Consider the following 16,321-nt stretch of genomic DNA (forward strand, 5'->3'; position numbering starts at 1 on the left):
CCGCTGCCGGTCGTTTGTGTTTAGGCGGGTTCTAACCCGCCTTACCACTCACGAGCCGCGGGCGGAGCGGGAAGCCGAGGGCCAGGCCGAGCAGGGCGGGCAGGCCGTGGTTGTCGTGCGCGATCGTGTCGATCACGGCCAGCACCGGCACCGCGAAGGCCATGATCCGGAACTGCACCGGCAGCACCACGCCGTAGCGGCGCGAAGCCACCATGACCACGGCTGCGAGGCCGCCGATCAGGCCCACCACGCACATCGAGTTGCCCGCCCCGACCGGGTTGAGCCAGACGTAGCTCATGACCTGCCCGAACAGGCCGCAGCCGAAGTACAGGACGAGCCAGCGGGCGCGGCCGAACACGCGCTCGGCGAGCGTGCCGAACACCGCCAGCCAGACCAGGTTCGACGTCAGGCCGAACGCCCACCCGTCCTGGAAGAACATGCCCGTGACCAGGCGGTACCACTCGCCGGCGTCGATGCGCGCGGCGTCGCGGTGCATCGCGTCGTACAGCGGCGGGTGGACCAGCTGCGCGATCCCGCAGGCCAGCGTCACCGCGAAGACCGCGGCGGTCAGGTACGGGCGCCGGCCCGCCCGCGCGAGGGCCCCGAACGGGTTGCGGGATGCGGTCGGCGTGGTCATGGACGAAACTCTAGGCGCGCCACCGCGGTCGCACCCCCGACGTTTGTCACGAACCGCCACGGGAAGGCCCCCAGCATGCGAGCGACAGTCATCTACGGCGCCGGCGACGTGCGGGTCGAGACCGTCCCGGACCCGGAGCCGGCCGCACCGACCGACGTCGTCCTGCGGGTCGTGCGGTCCTGCATCTGCGGCAGCGACCTCTGGCCGTACGCCGACATGGCGCCGAGCGAGCACGGCCGGCGCATCGGGCACGAGTTCCTCGGGATCGTCGAGGAGACCGGCGCGGACGTCACCACCGTCACGAAGGGCGACCTCGTCATCGCGCCCTTCGTCTACTCCGACAACACCTGCCAGTTCTGCCGGGAGGGACTCCAGACGTCCTGCCTGCACGGCGGGTTCTGGGGCGCGAAGGGCGTCGACGGCGGGCAGGGCGAGGCGGTGCGCGTGCCGCAGGCCGACGGCACCCTCGTCAAGGTCCCGTACACCGAGGACGACGACCTGCTGGCGTCGCTGCTCACGCTGTCCGACGTCTTCCCGACCGGCCACCACGCCGCGACGAAGGCGCGGGTGCGCGCGGGCCAGAACGTCACTGTGATCGGCGACGGCGCGGTGGGGCTCTCCGCCGTCCTCGCCGCGAAGCGGCTGGGCGCCGAGCGGATCGTCCTCATGGGACGCCACCAGGCGCGGACCGACCTCGGCCGCGAGTTCGGCGCGACCGACGTCGTCGCCGAACGCGGTGAGGAGGGCATCGAGAAGGTGCGGGAGCTGACGAATGGCGAGGGCACGCACGCCGTCCTCGAATGCGTCGGCACGAAACCCGCCTTCGAGATGGCCGTCGGGGTCGTGCGCCCGGGTGGCTCGGTCAGCCGCGTCGGCGTCCCGCAATACGAGGAGGGCCCGATCGGCCCGGCGCTGTTCCGGCGCAACGTCACCGTCACCGGCGGTGTCGCCCCGGCCCGGCACTACATCCCCGAGCTGCTGCCGGACGTCCTCGACGGCAAGTACCGGCCCGGCCGGGTCTTCGACCGGACCATCGGGGTCGAGGACGTTCCCGCCGGCTACCGCGCGATGGCGGACCGCGAAGCGCTGAAGGTGCTCATCAAGCCGTGACCCGTCCGGGTGGGGGTCACTCGATCGCGGCGCCGCCCGCATTACGTTGGTACGCATGGACATGATCACCCCCGAGCCGCGCCCCGCCTGGATCGCCGGCCGCCCCGAAGCGGGCGCCACCACCCTCGTCGTGCACCACCCGTACGACGGCAGCGAGGTCGCCACGGTCGCCGTGCCCGGGCCCGACCAGGTCGAACGCGCGGTGGCCGCCGCGGCGTCGGTCGCGCGCGAACTCCGCAGCACGCCGGCGCACGTCCGGGCGGGAGCGCTCGACCACGTCTCCCGCGTGCTCGCCGCGCGCGCCGAGGAGATCGCCGAGGTGATCACCGCCGAGAACGGCAAACCGCTCAAGTGGGCCGAAGCCGAGGTCAAGCGCGCCGTGTCGGTGTTCCGGATCGCCGCCGAGGAGGCCCGCCGCTTCACCGGCGACGTCCAGCGCCTCGATACCGACCCCGCGGGCGAGGCGCGGCTGGCACTGACCCGCCGCGTCCCGCGCGGACCGGTGCTCGGCATCGCGCCGTTCAACTTCCCGCTCAACCTGGTCGCGCACAAGGTCGCGCCGTCGCTGGCGATCGGCGCGCCGATCATCGTCAAGCCCGCGCCGCGGACGCCGTTGTCGGCGTTGATCCTCGGCGAGATCCTGGCCGAGACGGACCTGCCCGCCGGCGCGTTCTCCGTGCTGCCGCTGGGAAACGAGGAGACGCAGGCGCTCGTCGCCGACCCGCGGCTGCCGGTCGTGTCGTTCACCGGCTCCGGCCCGGTCGGCTGGTCGCTCAAGGACGCCGCGCCGCGCAAGCACGTCGTGCTCGAGCTCGGCGGCAACGCGGCGGCCGTCGTGCTGCGCGACTGGCCCGACCCCGAAGGCGCCGCGCACCGGATCGCCACCTTCGGCAACTACCAGGCCGGCCAGTCCTGCATCGCGGTGCAGCGGGTGATCGTGGACGCCGCCGTGGCCGAGGAGTTCGTGCCCGCGCTGGTGGAAGCGGTCGAGTCGCAGCGCACGGGCGACCCGTACGACCGCAACACCGACGTCGGCCCGGTCGTCGACGAGGCCGCCGCCGAACGGATCGTCGCGTGGATCGACGAGGCCGTCGAGGCGGGCGCGAAGGTGCTCACCGGCGGCACCCGCGAGGGCGCGACCGTCGCCCCGACGCTGCTCACCGACGTCCCGCCGGACACCAAGGCCTGGAACGAGGAGATCTTCGGACCGGTGCTCGCGGTGTCCATTGTGGACGGCGTGGACGAGGCCTTCCGCTCGGTCAACGAATCGGCGTACGGCCTGCAGGCCGGCGTCTTCACCACGGACGTCCAGCTCGCGTTCCACGCCTCGGCCGAGCTGGAGGTCGGCGGCGTGATCATCGGCGACGTCCCGTCCTACCGCGCCGACCAGATGCCCTACGGCGGGGTGAAGGGCTCCGGCGTCGGCCGCGAAGGCGTGCTCGCCGCGATGCACGACCTGACCGAAGACCGCGTCACCGTCTTCACCGGCATCGAGCTCTAGCTGTGATGTCCAGGGACGTTGTCCCGGCTTGAGGTGACCCGGTGATGGCCTGTCGTGCTGACAGGTGAAGGCCTCCGGTTGTGAAGTGGAGCTGTCTAGGAACCGCTTCACGCCTCCGGAGGCCTTCGTGTCCCACCCTAACGCCACCCTGACCCCACGCACCCGACTCCGACTCGCCCGCCTGATCGTCGAGCAAGGCTGGACCCACGCCGAAGCGGCGAAGGTGTTCATGGTCGCCGCCAAGACTGCCCGCAAATGGGCCGAACGCTACCGGCACGAAGGCCCCGCAGGGATGGCCGACCGCAGCTGCCGCCCGCACCACAGTCCCGCCAAGACCTCACCCGCGCTGGTCCGCAAGATCGTGCGACTGCGGTGGCGGCACCGGCTCGGCCCGGTCCAGATCGCCGGCCGGCTCGACCTTCCCGCCTCGACCGTGCACGCATCCCCGACGGAGGCGGACACCGCTACGTCGGCCGGCAACAAGGCGAGATCAACAAACGCGCCACCCCGGGCCTGCCCCGCGGCGCGGACTATAAGCCCCGCACCGGCACCGCGTTCGTCCACACCGTTATCGACGACCATTCCCGCGTCGCCTACGCCGAGATCCACACCGACGAAACCGCCGCCACCGCCACCGCTGTCCTGCGCCGGGCCGTGGCCTGGTTCGCCGATCTGGGCGTCACCGTCGAACGCGTGCTCTCGGACAACGGGTCAGCTTACCGCTCGAATGCCTGGCGCGACACCTGCGCCGAGCTTGGTGTCACCCCGAAACGGACCCGGCCCTACCGGCCACAAACCAACGGCAAGATCGAACGCTTCCACCGCACCCTGGCCGACGGCTGGGCCTACGCCCGCCTCTACCCGTCCGAGACCCTCCGCCGGGCCGCGCTACCGGGCTGGCTGCACTTCTACAATCATCACCGACCCCACAGCTCAACCGGCGGCAAACCGCCGGTCACCCGGCTGACCAACCTCCCTGGACATCACATCTAACTGACCACGCCCTGCCCGAACCGGAAGACGTTGTTGGGGTCGTACTTGTGCGCGACGTCCTGCAGCCGCTTGGCGTTGTCGCCGTAGTAGGCGGTCTTCCAGTCGGGCAGGGCCGGGTCGATGTAGTTGACGTACCCGCCGCCCGCGCCGGCCGCGGCGAGCCCGGCGACGGCGTCGCCGATCGTCTGCGTGACCTTCGCCCGGGTCTTCGCCGTCGCGCTCGCGTAGACCTGCACGCTGGCCAGCGCGTCGCGGTGCCAGAACGCGGTGGCGTCCTTGGCCGGCCCGGCCACCGCGCCGCCGAGGCTGTCGATCAGCAGGTCCATGCCCGGCTTGCCGTCCGCGACCGCGACGACCTTCGCGGCGTCGACCGGGGTGGTGATGATCCGCGAGGACGCGACGAACGACTGGCGGTTCGAGCTGCCCTCGAAGTACTTCATGGCACCGAGGTAGTCCAGGGTCTTCACCACGCGCTGGGCCGGCCGGGCGCCCGCGTTCGTGGTCAGGTTGTTGAGCAGCGTGTTCAGCCCGGCGGCGTCCCCGACGTAGCAGCCGCCGACGCGGCACTGCACCGGCGAGCCGCCCGAGAGCACCAGGTTCGCCCAGAGCTCCGGCGGCATCGCGGCGATCCACTGCTGCCACGCGGCGAGCACGCCGGCGCCCGACCCGGCCGGGAAGCGCAGCGAGAAGACCGTCAGCTCCGGCGGCACCGGGTCGGTGTCGAAGGTGAACTCGGTGACGACGCCGAAGTTGCCGCCGCCCCCGCCGCGCAGGGCCCAGAACAGGTCCGGTTCGGAGGTCGCGGACGCGGTGAGCAGCCGGCCGTCGGCCGTGACGACCTGCGCGGAACTCAGGTGGTCGCAGGTCAGGCCGTACTTGCGGGTGAGCACGCCGATGCCGCCGCCGAGGGTCAGCCCGGCGATCCCGACCGTCGGGCAGGTCCCGGCGGGCAGCACGCGCCCGGCCCGCGCCAGCCCGGCGTAGACGTCCTTCAGCTTCGCGCCGGCGCCGATCACCGCCTTGCCGCCCTGGACGTCGACCTTGTTCAGCGCGGCCACGTCGACGACCAGCCCGCTCTGGGGCACGGAGTAGCCGGCGTAGCTGTGGCCGCCGCTGCGCGCGGCGATGGTGACGCGCCCGGCGGTCGCCCGGACGCAGGCCTGGACGTCCTCGGCGGTGGCCACGGTCGCGACGGCGACCGGGTTGTTGCCGTCGAAGAGCTGGTTGAAGCCGTGCTTGGCGGTGTCGTAGCCGTCGGTGCCCGGGCGCAGCAGGCTGCCGGTCAGCTTGGTGCGCAGGTCGTCCCAGTTCGGCGGGCCGGTGGGCAGGCCGCTGGCGGCCGGGGCGGTCGGCGGGGGCGCCGGAGCGGTCGAGGCGACCGGGGCCGCGGGCTGCTCCGGCCCGCACGCGGCGGCGACGGCACCGGCGGCGGAGACGCCCGCGATGCGCAGGAACGCCCTCCGGGGGAGGCCGGGCCGCCCCTGGTCGTGCTCACTGTCCACAGCGGACTCCTCGGTGCCGGGAACGCCCAGTGTAGAGCGGGCGCAAGGCGTTCACCGGACGGAGCGGGCCGATCACGCCCAGGCGGGAATCCGCGGCACGTCCCCTTCGAGGGCGGCGCCGTCGGAGCGCCCGCTGAGCCAGGCCAGCAGCGCCCCGGCCGAGCCCCGCACGGTCGCCTTCGGAGCGGCCCCCATCGTCCATTCGAACCCGTCGGCGGCCAGGCGGAGCGAGGGCAGGTGGGCACCGCGCGAGGCGATGGCGTGCTGGACGACGTCCTCGGTGAGCGGCCCGAGCAGCCCCAGCACCCGGTCCAGGTCGTAACCACGGTCGAGGTCGGCGAGGTGGATGGCCAATTCGGACAGCCGCATCCGCGCGACAACGGCCCCGGTGACGGGCAACCCCTGCCGGTTGCGGGCTTCGCGCGCCCAGGCGTCATCCGGCATGGCGGCGGCGTACTGCTCGAAGCGCCCGGCAGAGGCCACGAAGTCGGCGAGCAGATCGGCGGCGCCGTGCCGGGCACTGGTTTCGATGTCCCGCTCGCGGGCTTCCGGGCCGGCGTACATCGGGGTCTCGACGCCGGTGTCCGCCCAGGTCAAGAGGTTCTGCAGGCCATCGGCGTTGCGCGCTACGTGCGCGAGGACGTGGGCCCGCGACCAGCCGGGCAACGCGCTGGGAGCGCGCAGCTCGGGCTCGCCGAGGCCACCGATGGCCCGCGCCCACTCGTCGTCGAGCTTCCTGACCCCGTCGAGCAGGGCGTGTGCCTTCTCGGATGCCGTCACGGCCCCGAGTCTAGGACCGCCGCAGGGCCGCCGGGGCGTCCGCCGGGACGGCCGGGTTCTTCGGCGCGATCGGCTCCAGCCGCGCGTAAGGCGCGTCCTGGGCCGGCCGCAGGTCCTCCTCGCCCTTGTTCGGCCAGAACGAGAACGCGCGCTCCGCCTGGGCCGTGATGGTCAGCGACGGGTTCACGCCCAGGTTCGCCGTGATCGCCGCGCCGTCCACCACCGACAGGCCCGGGTAGCCGAACACCCGGTGGTACGGGTCGATCACGCCCTCGTCGGCCGACGCTCCGATCGGGACGCCGCCGATGAAGTGGGCCGTCAGCGGGATGTCGAAGATCTCGCCCCACGTGCCGCCCGCGATGCCGCCGATGTGCTCGGCCGTGCGCTCGTTGGCTTCGTGGCCCGCCGGGATGAAGCTCGGGTTCGGCTCGCCGTGGCCCTGCTTGGACGTGTACTTGCGCCGCCCGAACAGGCCGCGGCGGGTGTACGTCGTGATCGAGTTGTCCAGGCTCTGCATCACCAGCAGGATCACCGTGCGCTCGCTCCAGCGGTAGCCGTTGAGCAGCTTCGCCGCCTGGATCGGGTGCTTCGCCATGAACGTGACGGCCTGCCGCCAGCGCGGCACCGGCGAGGCACCGTCCGTCGCGATCGTCTGCAGCAGGCTCATCGCGTTGCTGCCCTTGCCGTACCGCACCGGCTCGATGTGGGTGTTGTCGTCCGGGTGGATCGACGACGTGATCGCGACGCCGCGGCTGAAGTTCCGGCTCTCGTCGACGTCGGTGCGGGCCGCGCCGATGATCGCCTCGGAGTTCGTGCGGGTCAGCTCACCGAGCCGGCGCGACAACCGCGGCAGCGTGCCTGTGTCCTTCATCTTGTGCAGCAGGTTCTGCGTGCCCCACGTGCCCGCGGCGAAGACGACCTTCTCGGCCGTGATCGTCGTCCGGAACCTCTTCGAGGTCGTCCCGGTCTTCTTCAACGACACCTCGTACCCGCCGTCGATCGGCTTCACCGACGTCACCGTGGTCAGCGGGATGACGTGGGCGCCGTCCTGCTCGGCCAGGTAGAGGTAGTTCTTGACCAGCGTGTTCTTCGCCCCGACGCGGCAGCCCGTCATGCACGAGCCGCATTCGGTGCAGCCGACGCGCTCGGGGCCGGCGCCGCCGAAGTACGGGTCCGCCGCCTTCGCGCCGGGCTTTCCGAAGTAGACACCCACCGGCGTCGCGTGGAACGAATCGGCGACGCCCATGTCCTTCGCGACCTGGCGCATCACGACGTCCGACGGCGTGATGGTCGGGTTCGTGACGACGCCGAGCATGCGGCTCGCCTGGTCGTAGTGCGGCGCGAGCTCGGACTCCCAGTCGGTGATGTGCGCCCACTGCCGGTCGCGGTAGAACGGCTTGAGCGGCCGGTACAGCGTGTTCGCGTAGACCAGCGAGCCGCCGCCGACGCCGGCGCCCGCCAGCACCATCACGTCGTTGAGCATGTGGATGCGCTGGATGCCGTAGCAGCCGACCTGCGGCGCCCACAGGTAGCGCTTGAGGTCCCACGACGTCTTCGCGAACTCGTCGTCGGCGAACCGGCGGCCCGCCTCGACGACGGCCACCCGGTAGCCCTTCTCCGTGAGCCGCAGCGCCGCGACGCTGCCGCCGAACCCCGACCCCACCACGACGACGTCGTAGTCGGGGCCACCCGCACTGGTGGTGGTGTTACTGGCAGTCACACCTGGAGCGTAACTCCGGCTCCGCGTTCTGACCAGAGGTAAGTTACTCGCCGGTTACGCTTGTCCGACGACAATAGTGGGTAATCTCCACGGTGGTCGATGCCCACGTCGGCGAATCACCGCCGGTCGGGGCACAAGGGCGGGAGACACCACGATGAGCCCACGAACGCTCACCGGTTGGCGCAAGTCGAGCCACAGCCACTTCGAAGAGAACGCCTGCGTCGAGATCGGCACCGGCCCCGGGGTCGTCGGGGTCCGGGACACCAAGCAAGCGGCGCCCCGGCCGGTCCTCGTCTGCTCCGCGGCCGCCTTCGCCGCGTTCCTCGGCCACCTCACCGCCGGACGGTGAGGCCCACCCGCTGGAACTCCTTGAGGTCCGAGTAACCCGTCTTCGCCATCGCGCGGCGCAGCGCCCCGAACAGGTTGACCACACCTTCCGCGTCCGACGAGGGCCCGAACAACAGGGTCTTGAGGTCGACGGCGTAGTCGGGGCCGGCCGCCACGCGCGAGCGCGGCAGCGACGGGTGCGCCGCGGCCGCCGTCCAGTACAGGCCCTGACCGGGCGCGTCCGAGGCGGCGGCCAGCGGCGAGCCGAGCATGACGGCGTCCGCGCCGCACGCGATGGCCTTGGCGATGTCGCCCGACACGGTCATGCCGCCGTCGGCGAGCACGTGCACGTACCGGCCGCCGGTCTCGTCGAGGTAGTCGCGGCGGGCGGCCGCGGCGTCGATGATCGCGGTGGCCATCGGGACGCCGATGCCGAGGACGCGGTCGGTGCTCGTCACGCCCGGCGTGTAGCCGTGGCCGACGATGACCCCGGCCGCGCCGGTGCGCATGAGGTGCATCGCGGTGCGGTAGTCGCTGACGCCGCCGGCGATCACCGGCACGTCGAGGCGGCCGATGAACTCCTTGAGGTTCAGCGGCTCGGCGTCACGCTGGACGTGCTCGGCGGAGATGATCGTGCCCTGCACGACGAGGATCTCGACGCCGGCCGCGATCAGATCCGGGGTCAGCTCGGCGGCGTGCTGCGGGCTGACGCGCGCGGCCACCGTGACACCGGACTCGCGGACCGTCTTGATCGCCTCGGTCAGCAGGTCGAGCCGGATCGGCGCGGCGTGCAGCTCCTGCAGCACGCGGCCGACGGCGGTCGGGTCCTCGAGGTCCTCGGCCGCGCGGACCAGCTGGAAGATGGCGTCCTCGACGTTCGCGTGCCGCGCCCAGAGCCCTTCGGCGTTGAGCACGCCCAGGCCGCCGAGCTCCCCGACGGCGACCGCGGTGCCGGGCGAGACGATCGCGTCCGTCGGGTGCGTGACGAGCGGCAGGTCGAAGCGGTAGGCGTCGATCTGCCAGGAGGTGGACACCACCGAAGACGACCGGGTCCGCCGCGACGGCACGATCTCGACGTCGTCGAGGTCATACGCCCGCCGCGCGGTGCGGCCCATCCCGATCTCGACCAGGTCCCGCACGTGAAGCCTCCTCCGACGACGACAATCTGCCGTGCCCCATTGTCGCTAGGCCGCGTGGGTGACCTGCGCACGGGGGTTAGAACAGCGGGACCACCAGCAGGACGCCCACCACCACGGCCGCCGCCGCGAGCACCGCCGCGACCACGGGACGGCCGCTGTCGGACACGAAGACCAGAACACCGCCCAGCAGCCCGGCCCCGAACAGCGCGGCGAAGAAGATCCGGAGGTCTTCGGTGTCGGCCGGCACGCGGTGCCGCCGGACCTCGATCGCGCGCACCGCCCGCCCGACTTCGGAGATCTCCAGAAGGACCGGCTGTTTCGGCAACAGGTTGAAGTTCTCGTCGTGCCCCCGCGCCTCGAAGCGTTCGCCGGACGCCGTCCTCAGGTCGAGGCGGTAGCCGATCGGCTCGCCCGGCGGCGACCGGTACCGCGCCACGACGACGGCCTCTTCGCGCTCGACCGGCCCGACCGCCTCGAGCAGCCAGCACGTCGCGGCGGTCAGCACGACCCCGGCAGCCAGCCCGCACAGCGCGGCCGCCAGCAGGAATTTTCCGGACACGCTCACACCCGGACGAACACGGCGATCGGCGCCAGCAACGCCCCCAGCGCGAGGGCCAGCCAGGTGGCCACCGGCGGGTAGACGTTGAGCCGGACCGCGCCGAAGTACACCGCACCCAGGGCGAGGAGGCTGGCGACGATCAGCAGGACCGGCCGGACCACGCCGGACCGCAGGTCGACCACGCCGCCGCCGGCGCGCAGGTACGCGATGCTGCCGTCCGCCGTCGAGACGTCGAGCGTCACCGGCTGGCCGGGCGGCAGGTCGAGGCCGGGATCCACCGCCGTGACGCGGAAGTGCCGGCCACCGGCGTCGACCTCGACGGTGTGGCTCTCCGCGTCCGCGTACCCGCCGACCGGAAGGGCGCCGCGCGTGTGGGACACCACGTGCCCTTCGACGCGGTAGGTCGGCGCGTCCCGGCCGGCCAGGGCCTGGCACATCAGGCACACCACACCGCCCAGGAAGAGGGACACCAGGGCGACGGCCGTGAAGAACACCTTGCGCAGCACGCGGGTGAACCGGCCGGCCATCATGTGTCCTAGTGCACACCACGGCGGCCACGCCAGGCGATAGGCCGATTACGGTAAGCACGCTAGGTCACGGTGACACAGCGAGAAGCCCGCACTTCGGATCGGTTCCGAGTGCGGGCCGCGCTGCCGTCCGTGACTCAGCGGGTCGTGTAGTTCGGGGCCTCGACGGTCATCGTGATGTCGTGCGGGTGGCTCTCCTTGAGCCCGGCCGCGGTGATCCGGACCAGTTGCGCTTCCTGCAGCTGCGCGATCGTCTCGGCCCCCGCGTACCCCATGCCGGCACGCAGGCCGCCGACCAGCTGGTGCACGACGTTGGCCAGCGGGCCGCGGAACGGGATCCGGCCCTCGATGCCCTCGGGGACCAGCTTGTCCTCGTTGAGCACGTCGTCCTGGGCGTAGCGGTCCTTCGAGTAGGACTTGCCCTGGCCGCGGGACTGCATCGCGCCGAGCGAGCCCATGCCGCGGTAGACCTTGAACTGCTTGCCGTTGACCAGGATCAGGTCGCCCGGGGACTCGGCGGTGCCGGCGAGCAGGCTGCCCAGCATCACCGTGGACGCGCCGGCCGCGATGGCCTTCGCGATGTCGCCCGAGTACTGGATGCCGCCGTCGCCGATCACCGGGATGCCCGCCGGGCGCGCGGCCTGGTCGGCCTCGTAGATCGCCGAGATCTGCGGCACGCCGACGCCGGCCACGATCCGGGTGGTGCAGATGGAGCCCGGGCCGACGCCGACCTTGATGCCGTCCGCGCCCGCGTCGACCAGCGCCTGCGCGCCCGCGCGGGTGGCGACGTTGCCGCCGACGATGTCGACCGACTCGCCCAGCTCCTTCTTCAGCAGCGAGACCGTGTCGACGACCGCGCGGGAGTGCCCGTGCGCGGTGTCGACCATCAGCACGTCGACGCCGGCTTCGGCGAGCGTCATCGCACGCTTATGGCCGTCGACGCCCACGCCGACCGCGGCGCCGACGATGAGCCGGCCGTCCGGGTCCTTGGTCGCCTTCGGGTACTGCTCGGTCTTCACGAAGTCCTTGACCGTGATCAGGCCGCGGAGCTTGCCCGCGCCGTCGACGATCGGCAGCTTCTCGATTTTGTGCCGGCGCAGCAGGCCGAGCGCGGCGTCCGCCGACACCCCGACCTGCGCGGTGACCAGCGGCGCCTTCGTCATGACCTCGGACACCGGGCGGCTGTGGTCGACCTCGAACCGCATGTCGCGATTGGTGATGATGCCCACCAGCGTCCCGGCCGCGTCGGTGACCGGCACGCCGGAGATGCGGAACTTGGCGCACAGGGCGTCGACCTCGGCCAGCGTCGCGTCCGGCGCGCAGGTGACCGGGTCGGTGACCATGCCGGCCTCGGACCGCTTGACGACCTCGACCGCGGCGGCCTGCTCGTCGATCGGCAGGTTGCGCTGGAGGACGCCGATGCCGCCCTGGCGGGCCATGGCGATGGCCATCCGCGCCTCGGTGACGGTGTCCATCGCCGCGGACACCAGCGGGACGCCGAGGGTGATGTTCCGGGTCAGCCGGGAGCTCGTGTCGACGGTGCTGGGGACGACGTCGGATTCGGCCGGCAGCAGCAGCACGTCGTCGAAGGTCAGGCCGAGCATGGCGAACTTGGCCGGAACGGGGGCGGTGATGCCGTCGCTGGTCATAGCGGGTGAAGGGCCTTCCTGGCGCGGGATGAGCGTGTCGCTGTGGCGACTCGGAGCCTTCCCCTCATGATATCCGCCGCTCCCCGCCCGCCCCGGGCGGTGGGCGGCCCGGTACCGTGCAGGCCGTGGCGCACGATGTCCTGCCTCCAGACCCGTTCGCGGACGACCCGGACGACCCGGCCCGCGCATTCGGAGACCCCGAGGACCGGCTGGACGAGCCGATCAGCGACTCCGAACGCACCGAACTGCTGGCCGATCTCTCGGATCTGGCCGTGTACCAGGCCCTCCTCGAACCCCGCGGAGTCCGCGGAATCGTGGTCGACTGCGGCGAGTGCGACGAACCCCACTACCACGACTGGCACCTGCTGCGAGCCAGCTTGGAGCAACTGCTGGCGGACGGCCGGATGCGGCCCCACGAGCCGGCCTACGACCCGAACCCCGGTGATTACGTGAGCTGGGACTACTGCCGCGGCTTCGCGGACGGTGTGACGGCGAACGAAAGCGCGTACTGAGCGGTCCCTTCGGCTGGGAAGAAGCCCTGGTGAGTTTCCTCACCAGGGCTTCTTGCTGCGGGATCGCTGTGGGGTGCGCCTGGCTCGCTACCGGGCGCGCCGGTGGTGATCGGCGGAGCGGGACCGTGGTCGGCGGTGGGCTCGCTCGGCGGCAAGGTCGCGCGTTCGGTCAGCCGCCGCAGGCTCGCCGCGCGGCAGCCCGGCCGTTGCCGGTCGCGCCGGCGGTTGGCGTCGCACCTTGCGCTGCCCATCCGCGGCTCACCGCCGGGGCGCTGCCCGGCGGCGGTCGTGCTGCCGCTGACTACTGCCGGCTGCTGCTACGGCGTCTCGCCGACGCCCTGTGACTGGCCGCCCGCGGACTCGCTGCGGGGCGTGCCCGGCTCGTTGCCGGTGGCGCCGGTGGTGGTCGGCGGCGGCGGAGTCGTCGTCGGCGGCGGGGTGGTGGTCGGCGGCGGCGGGGTCGGCGTCGGGGTTGCGCTGCCCGGCAGGCTCGTGGTTCCGCTGCCGCTGCCGGGGAGGGATGAGGCCGAGCCGGCCGGTGGGGCCTGGCTCGTCGGGGCGCCGGGCGTGGCCGACGGCAAGGAAGTCTGGATCGGGCCCTGGACCGGTGCGTCCGGGTTCGTCAGCTGAGCGGCGAGCTGCCGGTGCTGCTCCATCAGCTGGTCGCGGTTCTCCTCGTCGGTGACCTGCGACAGGGCGGCCTGGGCGTCCTGGAGGGCCTGGCGAGCGGCGTCGAGGTTGCCGCCGGCGATGGCGAGGTTGGCCTTCTCGAGGTCGAGCTTCGCAGTCGCGGCCGCCTCGACGGAACGGGTGTGATCGGCGTAGAGGACCTTCGCGAGGCCCCACAGCGTGTCGCCGGGTTGCGCGGAGCGCGCGGCCAGCCCGGTGCCGGTGAACGCGATCGCCAGCACTGCGGCGGCGACGGCGACCGGGACGAGCAGCCTGCGGCGGCGTCCGCTCGAAGCGTGCCGCTTCGAGAGAGCGGCGGTACTGACGGTGCGCACGGCGGTGTCGACGTCGACGAGCTCGGCCAGCGGCTCACTGTCGATGTCTCTTCGCCACGCCACCAGCAACGCGTTGAGCTCCTGGTCGCCGAGACCGTCGGCCAGCGCCGGGTCGGACCCGCCGAGCGCGTCGAGCAGCGCGTCGTCGGCCTGTACGGCCGACAGGTCGGCGGCGAACTCCGCCTCCGACGCCGTCAGGCCACTGCCGAAGACGTCGTCCGGCTCGAATCTCTTCTCGTGACCGGTCACTCAGATCACCTCCTCCGCGGCCAGGACCTTTCTCAGCCGCGCGAGGGCGCGGTGCTGGGCGACGCGGACGGCGCCGGGCGTGGAGCCGACCGCGTCCGCGGTCTCCTCCGCCGACAGGCCGACGACCACGCGCAACACCACGATCTCCCGCTGCTTGTCCGGCAGCACCTGCAACAACTGGGACATCCGCTCGTTCAGCTCACCTTGCAGCGCCCGCTGCTCGGGGCCGACCCCGCCCTCGACCTCGTCGGGGATCTCGGCCACGGGCTCGGCCCGGTTGCGTGCCGCCGCGCGGTGCGCGTCGGCCACCTTGTGCTGGGCGATCCCGTAGACGAAGGCCAGAAAAGGGCGGCCTTGATCGCGGTACGAGGGCAATGCCGTTAGCACCGCGAGACACACCTCCTGCGCAACGTCGTCCGCCGAAGCGAACGATCGCTCCTGCCTGCCAACCCGGGCGCGGCAATACCGCACTACCAGTGGACGGATAGCAGCCAGCAGCCGCTCCACTGCCTGGGGATCTCCCTCGACAGCAGCGGCGACCGGCTCATCCAGTCCATCCCCCACATTGGCCATCGCAGACAACAGTCCCAGTGTTACGTGTAGGTGGGCAAAGAACCCGGCCCGTGGTCGCCTCCACCGCGCACCGGTGACCGCTACCGTACCGTCGGCTCGCCCCGGACCGGCGCGCGCGGTGCGCCCGGGCGCGCCGCGGCTACCGGAGCAGCGAAAGTACGGGTCGTCCTGCGAACCCGCGGTCGAGGTCGCCGATTCAACGAGCGAACGGGCCTGCGGGTACGAGATCCGCCGGAGGGGCGGAGCGGCGGGGCGGGAATCCGCCGGATCGAGCGCCGGAGCGTGATGGGGACCACATAGGTGCGGGCCAGGGCGGTGCGCCCTGGCCCGTCGTCACCTGTGAACCGGCCGTGTCAGGAACGGGGAGAGCGGCAGGTCAGCTGACCAGGCCGCGGCGGAAGCCGTGGGCGACGGCCTGCGCGCGGTCGCGCACGCCGAGCTTGCGGAACAGCCGCCGGGCGTGCGTCTTGACCGTGTCTTCGGACAGGTAGAGCTCGCGGCCGATCTGGCCGTTGCTCTTGCCCTGGCTCATCCCGCGGAGCACCTGAAGCTCGCGCTCGGTCAGCTGGACGCCCGGGTCGGACGGCTGACGGGGCGCGGGCACCGAGGTGCTCGCCAGGGTGTGGGCCAGCGCGGCGACCAGCTCCGGCCGGGACGCGTCCCAGCGGAGGTAGCCGCGGGCACCGCCGGCGATCGCAGCGGCGATGCTGCCCGCGTCGTCCGGGGCGCCGAAGACGATGACGTTCGCCTGGGGGTTGGCCGAGACGAGCCGCCGGGTGGCTTCGACACCCGTCGGGACCGCGCGTTGCGTCCCGACCAGCACGACGTCGACGGGCTGACGGGAGTACCGGGCCAGCAGCTCGTCACCGTGCGCTACGCAGTCGATGCGACTGACCCCAGGGACCGCGGACATCACTCGGGTGAGCCCTTCACGGACACTGCGTCGGTCGTCGCAGATCAAGACCGTCGTCACGGGGTTTCCTTCCTGCAGCCGGGTGACATTCCTCTTCCCCTATCGGACGCTTTAGCCCGAACCTTGACACGATCCGGTGGCTTTTTTTGAAGTTTCTTAGCCCGGATGCCGGAACACCCCATTCCGACGGCTCAACCACCCGGGACGGGGACCCATGGTGATTCCCCCGCAACCCTCCTCCCGCAAGGATCTGCGCTTCGTAACACTGCGTGCAACACCTGCGCCACTCTGAATCGATACTCCTCGGCGTGTCCTGGGCGCAGGTCGGCCGCGACGAGCGCCGCCGGCCACGAAAGTGAAAGGAGTTCGCATTCCTCCGCCGTCGCCATTGCATTTCCGACAAGGTCGTCCGAAATCTTCCGGTGATCGGGTGCGCCGGCCGCGCTCAGGGCGACGGCCAGCACAATCCCGGATTTCACGAGGTGCCGCCGCGCGCCGCGGGCTTGCGCGGTTTCGAAAGCGCGGCGGGCGTGCGGGACGGCATCGGCGCCCTGACCTGCGGCGAGGGCGATTTCGGCGCCCACCCAGCCGCCGCGGACGGTGGCCCGCCACCGGGTGTCCGCGGC

At 72.0% G+C, this 16,321-nt stretch carries 15 protein-coding genes and 1 pseudogene; 5 read left to right on the plus strand and 11 right to left on the minus strand.

Annotation, left to right across the window (positions count from 1 at the left end; genetic code table 11):
* Positions 1 to 31: 31 nt before the first annotated feature.
* Positions 32 to 637 (minus strand): rhomboid family intramembrane serine protease, encoded by a 606-nt coding sequence (locus tag ACWEVN_RS37595; protein ID WP_452054450.1) that lies wholly within the window; start codon positions 635 to 637, stop codon positions 32 to 34.
* 75 nt (positions 638 to 712) lie between these two features.
* Between ACWEVN_RS37595 and ACWEVN_RS37600 the strand changes: the two genes are divergently transcribed.
* The 3 genes and pseudogenes from ACWEVN_RS37600 (at position 713) to ACWEVN_RS37610 (ending at position 4,241) form a co-directional block, all read left to right on the plus strand.
* A complete protein-coding gene (locus tag ACWEVN_RS37600) occupies positions 713 to 1,747 on the plus strand; it encodes a zinc-dependent alcohol dehydrogenase family protein (protein WP_452054451.1) in 1,035 nt (344 codons plus the stop codon).
* A gap of 55 nt (positions 1,748 to 1,802) precedes the next feature.
* Positions 1,803 to 3,248 (plus strand): aldehyde dehydrogenase family protein, encoded by a 1,446-nt coding sequence (locus tag ACWEVN_RS37605; protein WP_452054452.1) that lies wholly within the window; start codon positions 1,803 to 1,805, stop codon positions 3,246 to 3,248.
* Positions 3,249 to 3,375: 127 nt separating this feature from the next.
* Positions 3,376 to 4,241, plus strand: a pseudogene (locus ACWEVN_RS37610) (IS481 family transposase).
* Here ACWEVN_RS37610 and ACWEVN_RS37615 read toward each other — a convergent pair.
* The 3 genes from ACWEVN_RS37615 to ACWEVN_RS37625 form a co-directional block, all read right to left on the minus strand.
* Complete coding sequence (locus ACWEVN_RS37615) at positions 4,238 to 5,743, minus strand: FAD-dependent oxidoreductase (RefSeq protein WP_452054453.1); 1,506 nt, start codon at positions 5,741 to 5,743, stop codon at positions 4,238 to 4,240. The pseudogene ACWEVN_RS37610 and the gene ACWEVN_RS37615 sit on opposite strands and share 4 nt — an antisense overlap.
* A 72-nt stretch (positions 5,744 to 5,815) precedes the next feature.
* A complete protein-coding gene (locus ACWEVN_RS37620; RefSeq protein WP_452054454.1) occupies positions 5,816 to 6,523 on the minus strand; it encodes a maleylpyruvate isomerase N-terminal domain-containing protein in 708 nt (235 codons plus the stop codon).
* Between the two features lie 10 nt (positions 6,524 to 6,533).
* Positions 6,534 to 8,243 carry an FAD-dependent oxidoreductase gene (locus ACWEVN_RS37625; RefSeq protein WP_452054455.1) on the minus strand — a complete coding sequence of 570 codons (1,710 nt, stop codon included), beginning with the start codon at positions 8,241 to 8,243 and terminating at the stop codon, positions 6,534 to 6,536.
* Positions 8,244 to 8,397: 154 nt separating this feature from the next.
* Here ACWEVN_RS37625 and ACWEVN_RS37630 point away from each other — a divergent pair, with 154 nt between their 5' ends.
* Positions 8,398 to 8,592, plus strand: a complete 195-nt coding sequence (locus ACWEVN_RS37630; RefSeq protein ID WP_449687812.1) for a DUF397 domain-containing protein — start codon at positions 8,398 to 8,400, stop codon at positions 8,590 to 8,592.
* On the opposite strand, the gene ACWEVN_RS37635 is transcribed toward ACWEVN_RS37630, so the two are convergent.
* From ACWEVN_RS37635 to guaB, 4 genes are all read right to left on the minus strand, one after another.
* A complete protein-coding gene (locus ACWEVN_RS37635) occupies positions 8,576 to 9,709 on the minus strand; it encodes a GuaB3 family IMP dehydrogenase-related protein (protein ID WP_013222686.1) in 1,134 nt (377 codons plus the stop codon). The genes ACWEVN_RS37630 and ACWEVN_RS37635 overlap by 17 nt on opposite strands.
* Before the next feature lie 76 nt (positions 9,710 to 9,785).
* Positions 9,786 to 10,268 carry a hypothetical protein gene (locus ACWEVN_RS37640; protein WP_449687810.1) on the minus strand — a complete coding sequence of 161 codons (483 nt, stop codon included), beginning with the start codon at positions 10,266 to 10,268 and terminating at the stop codon, positions 9,786 to 9,788.
* 2 nt (positions 10,269 to 10,270) lie between these two features.
* Positions 10,271 to 10,798 carry a hypothetical protein gene (locus ACWEVN_RS37645; RefSeq protein ID WP_452054456.1) on the minus strand — a complete coding sequence of 176 codons (528 nt, stop codon included), beginning with the start codon at positions 10,796 to 10,798 and terminating at the stop codon, positions 10,271 to 10,273.
* A 134-nt stretch (positions 10,799 to 10,932) separates the two neighbouring features.
* A complete protein-coding gene (gene guaB, locus ACWEVN_RS37650) occupies positions 10,933 to 12,444 on the minus strand; it encodes an IMP dehydrogenase (RefSeq protein ID WP_449687808.1) in 1,512 nt (503 codons plus the stop codon).
* A gap of 116 nt (positions 12,445 to 12,560) precedes the next feature.
* Between guaB and ACWEVN_RS37655 the strand changes: the two genes are divergently transcribed.
* Positions 12,561 to 12,956, plus strand: a complete 396-nt coding sequence (locus tag ACWEVN_RS37655; RefSeq protein ID WP_003073549.1) for a DUF5319 domain-containing protein — start codon at positions 12,561 to 12,563, stop codon at positions 12,954 to 12,956.
* A 317-nt stretch (positions 12,957 to 13,273) separates the two neighbouring features.
* Here ACWEVN_RS37655 and ACWEVN_RS37660 read toward each other — a convergent pair whose 3' ends face one another.
* From ACWEVN_RS37660 to ACWEVN_RS37670, 3 genes are all read right to left on the minus strand, one after another.
* Positions 13,274 to 14,209: an anti-sigma-D factor RsdA gene (locus ACWEVN_RS37660; protein WP_449687807.1), complete on the minus strand. Its 936-nt coding sequence runs from the start codon at positions 14,207 to 14,209 to the stop codon at positions 13,274 to 13,276.
* The gene (locus ACWEVN_RS37665; RefSeq protein WP_026468912.1) at positions 14,210 to 14,782 is read right to left on the minus strand and encodes a sigma-70 family RNA polymerase sigma factor; all 573 of its coding nucleotides are present in this window, start codon (positions 14,780 to 14,782) and stop codon (positions 14,210 to 14,212) included. It lies immediately after the preceding gene.
* Between the two features lie 376 nt (positions 14,783 to 15,158).
* Complete coding sequence (locus tag ACWEVN_RS37670; protein WP_003073605.1) at positions 15,159 to 15,755, minus strand: response regulator transcription factor; 597 nt, start codon at positions 15,753 to 15,755, stop codon at positions 15,159 to 15,161.
* Positions 15,756 to 16,321 lie beyond the last annotated feature (566 nt).

The sequence above is a fragment of the Amycolatopsis sp. NPDC003861 genome (assembly GCF_053605405.1).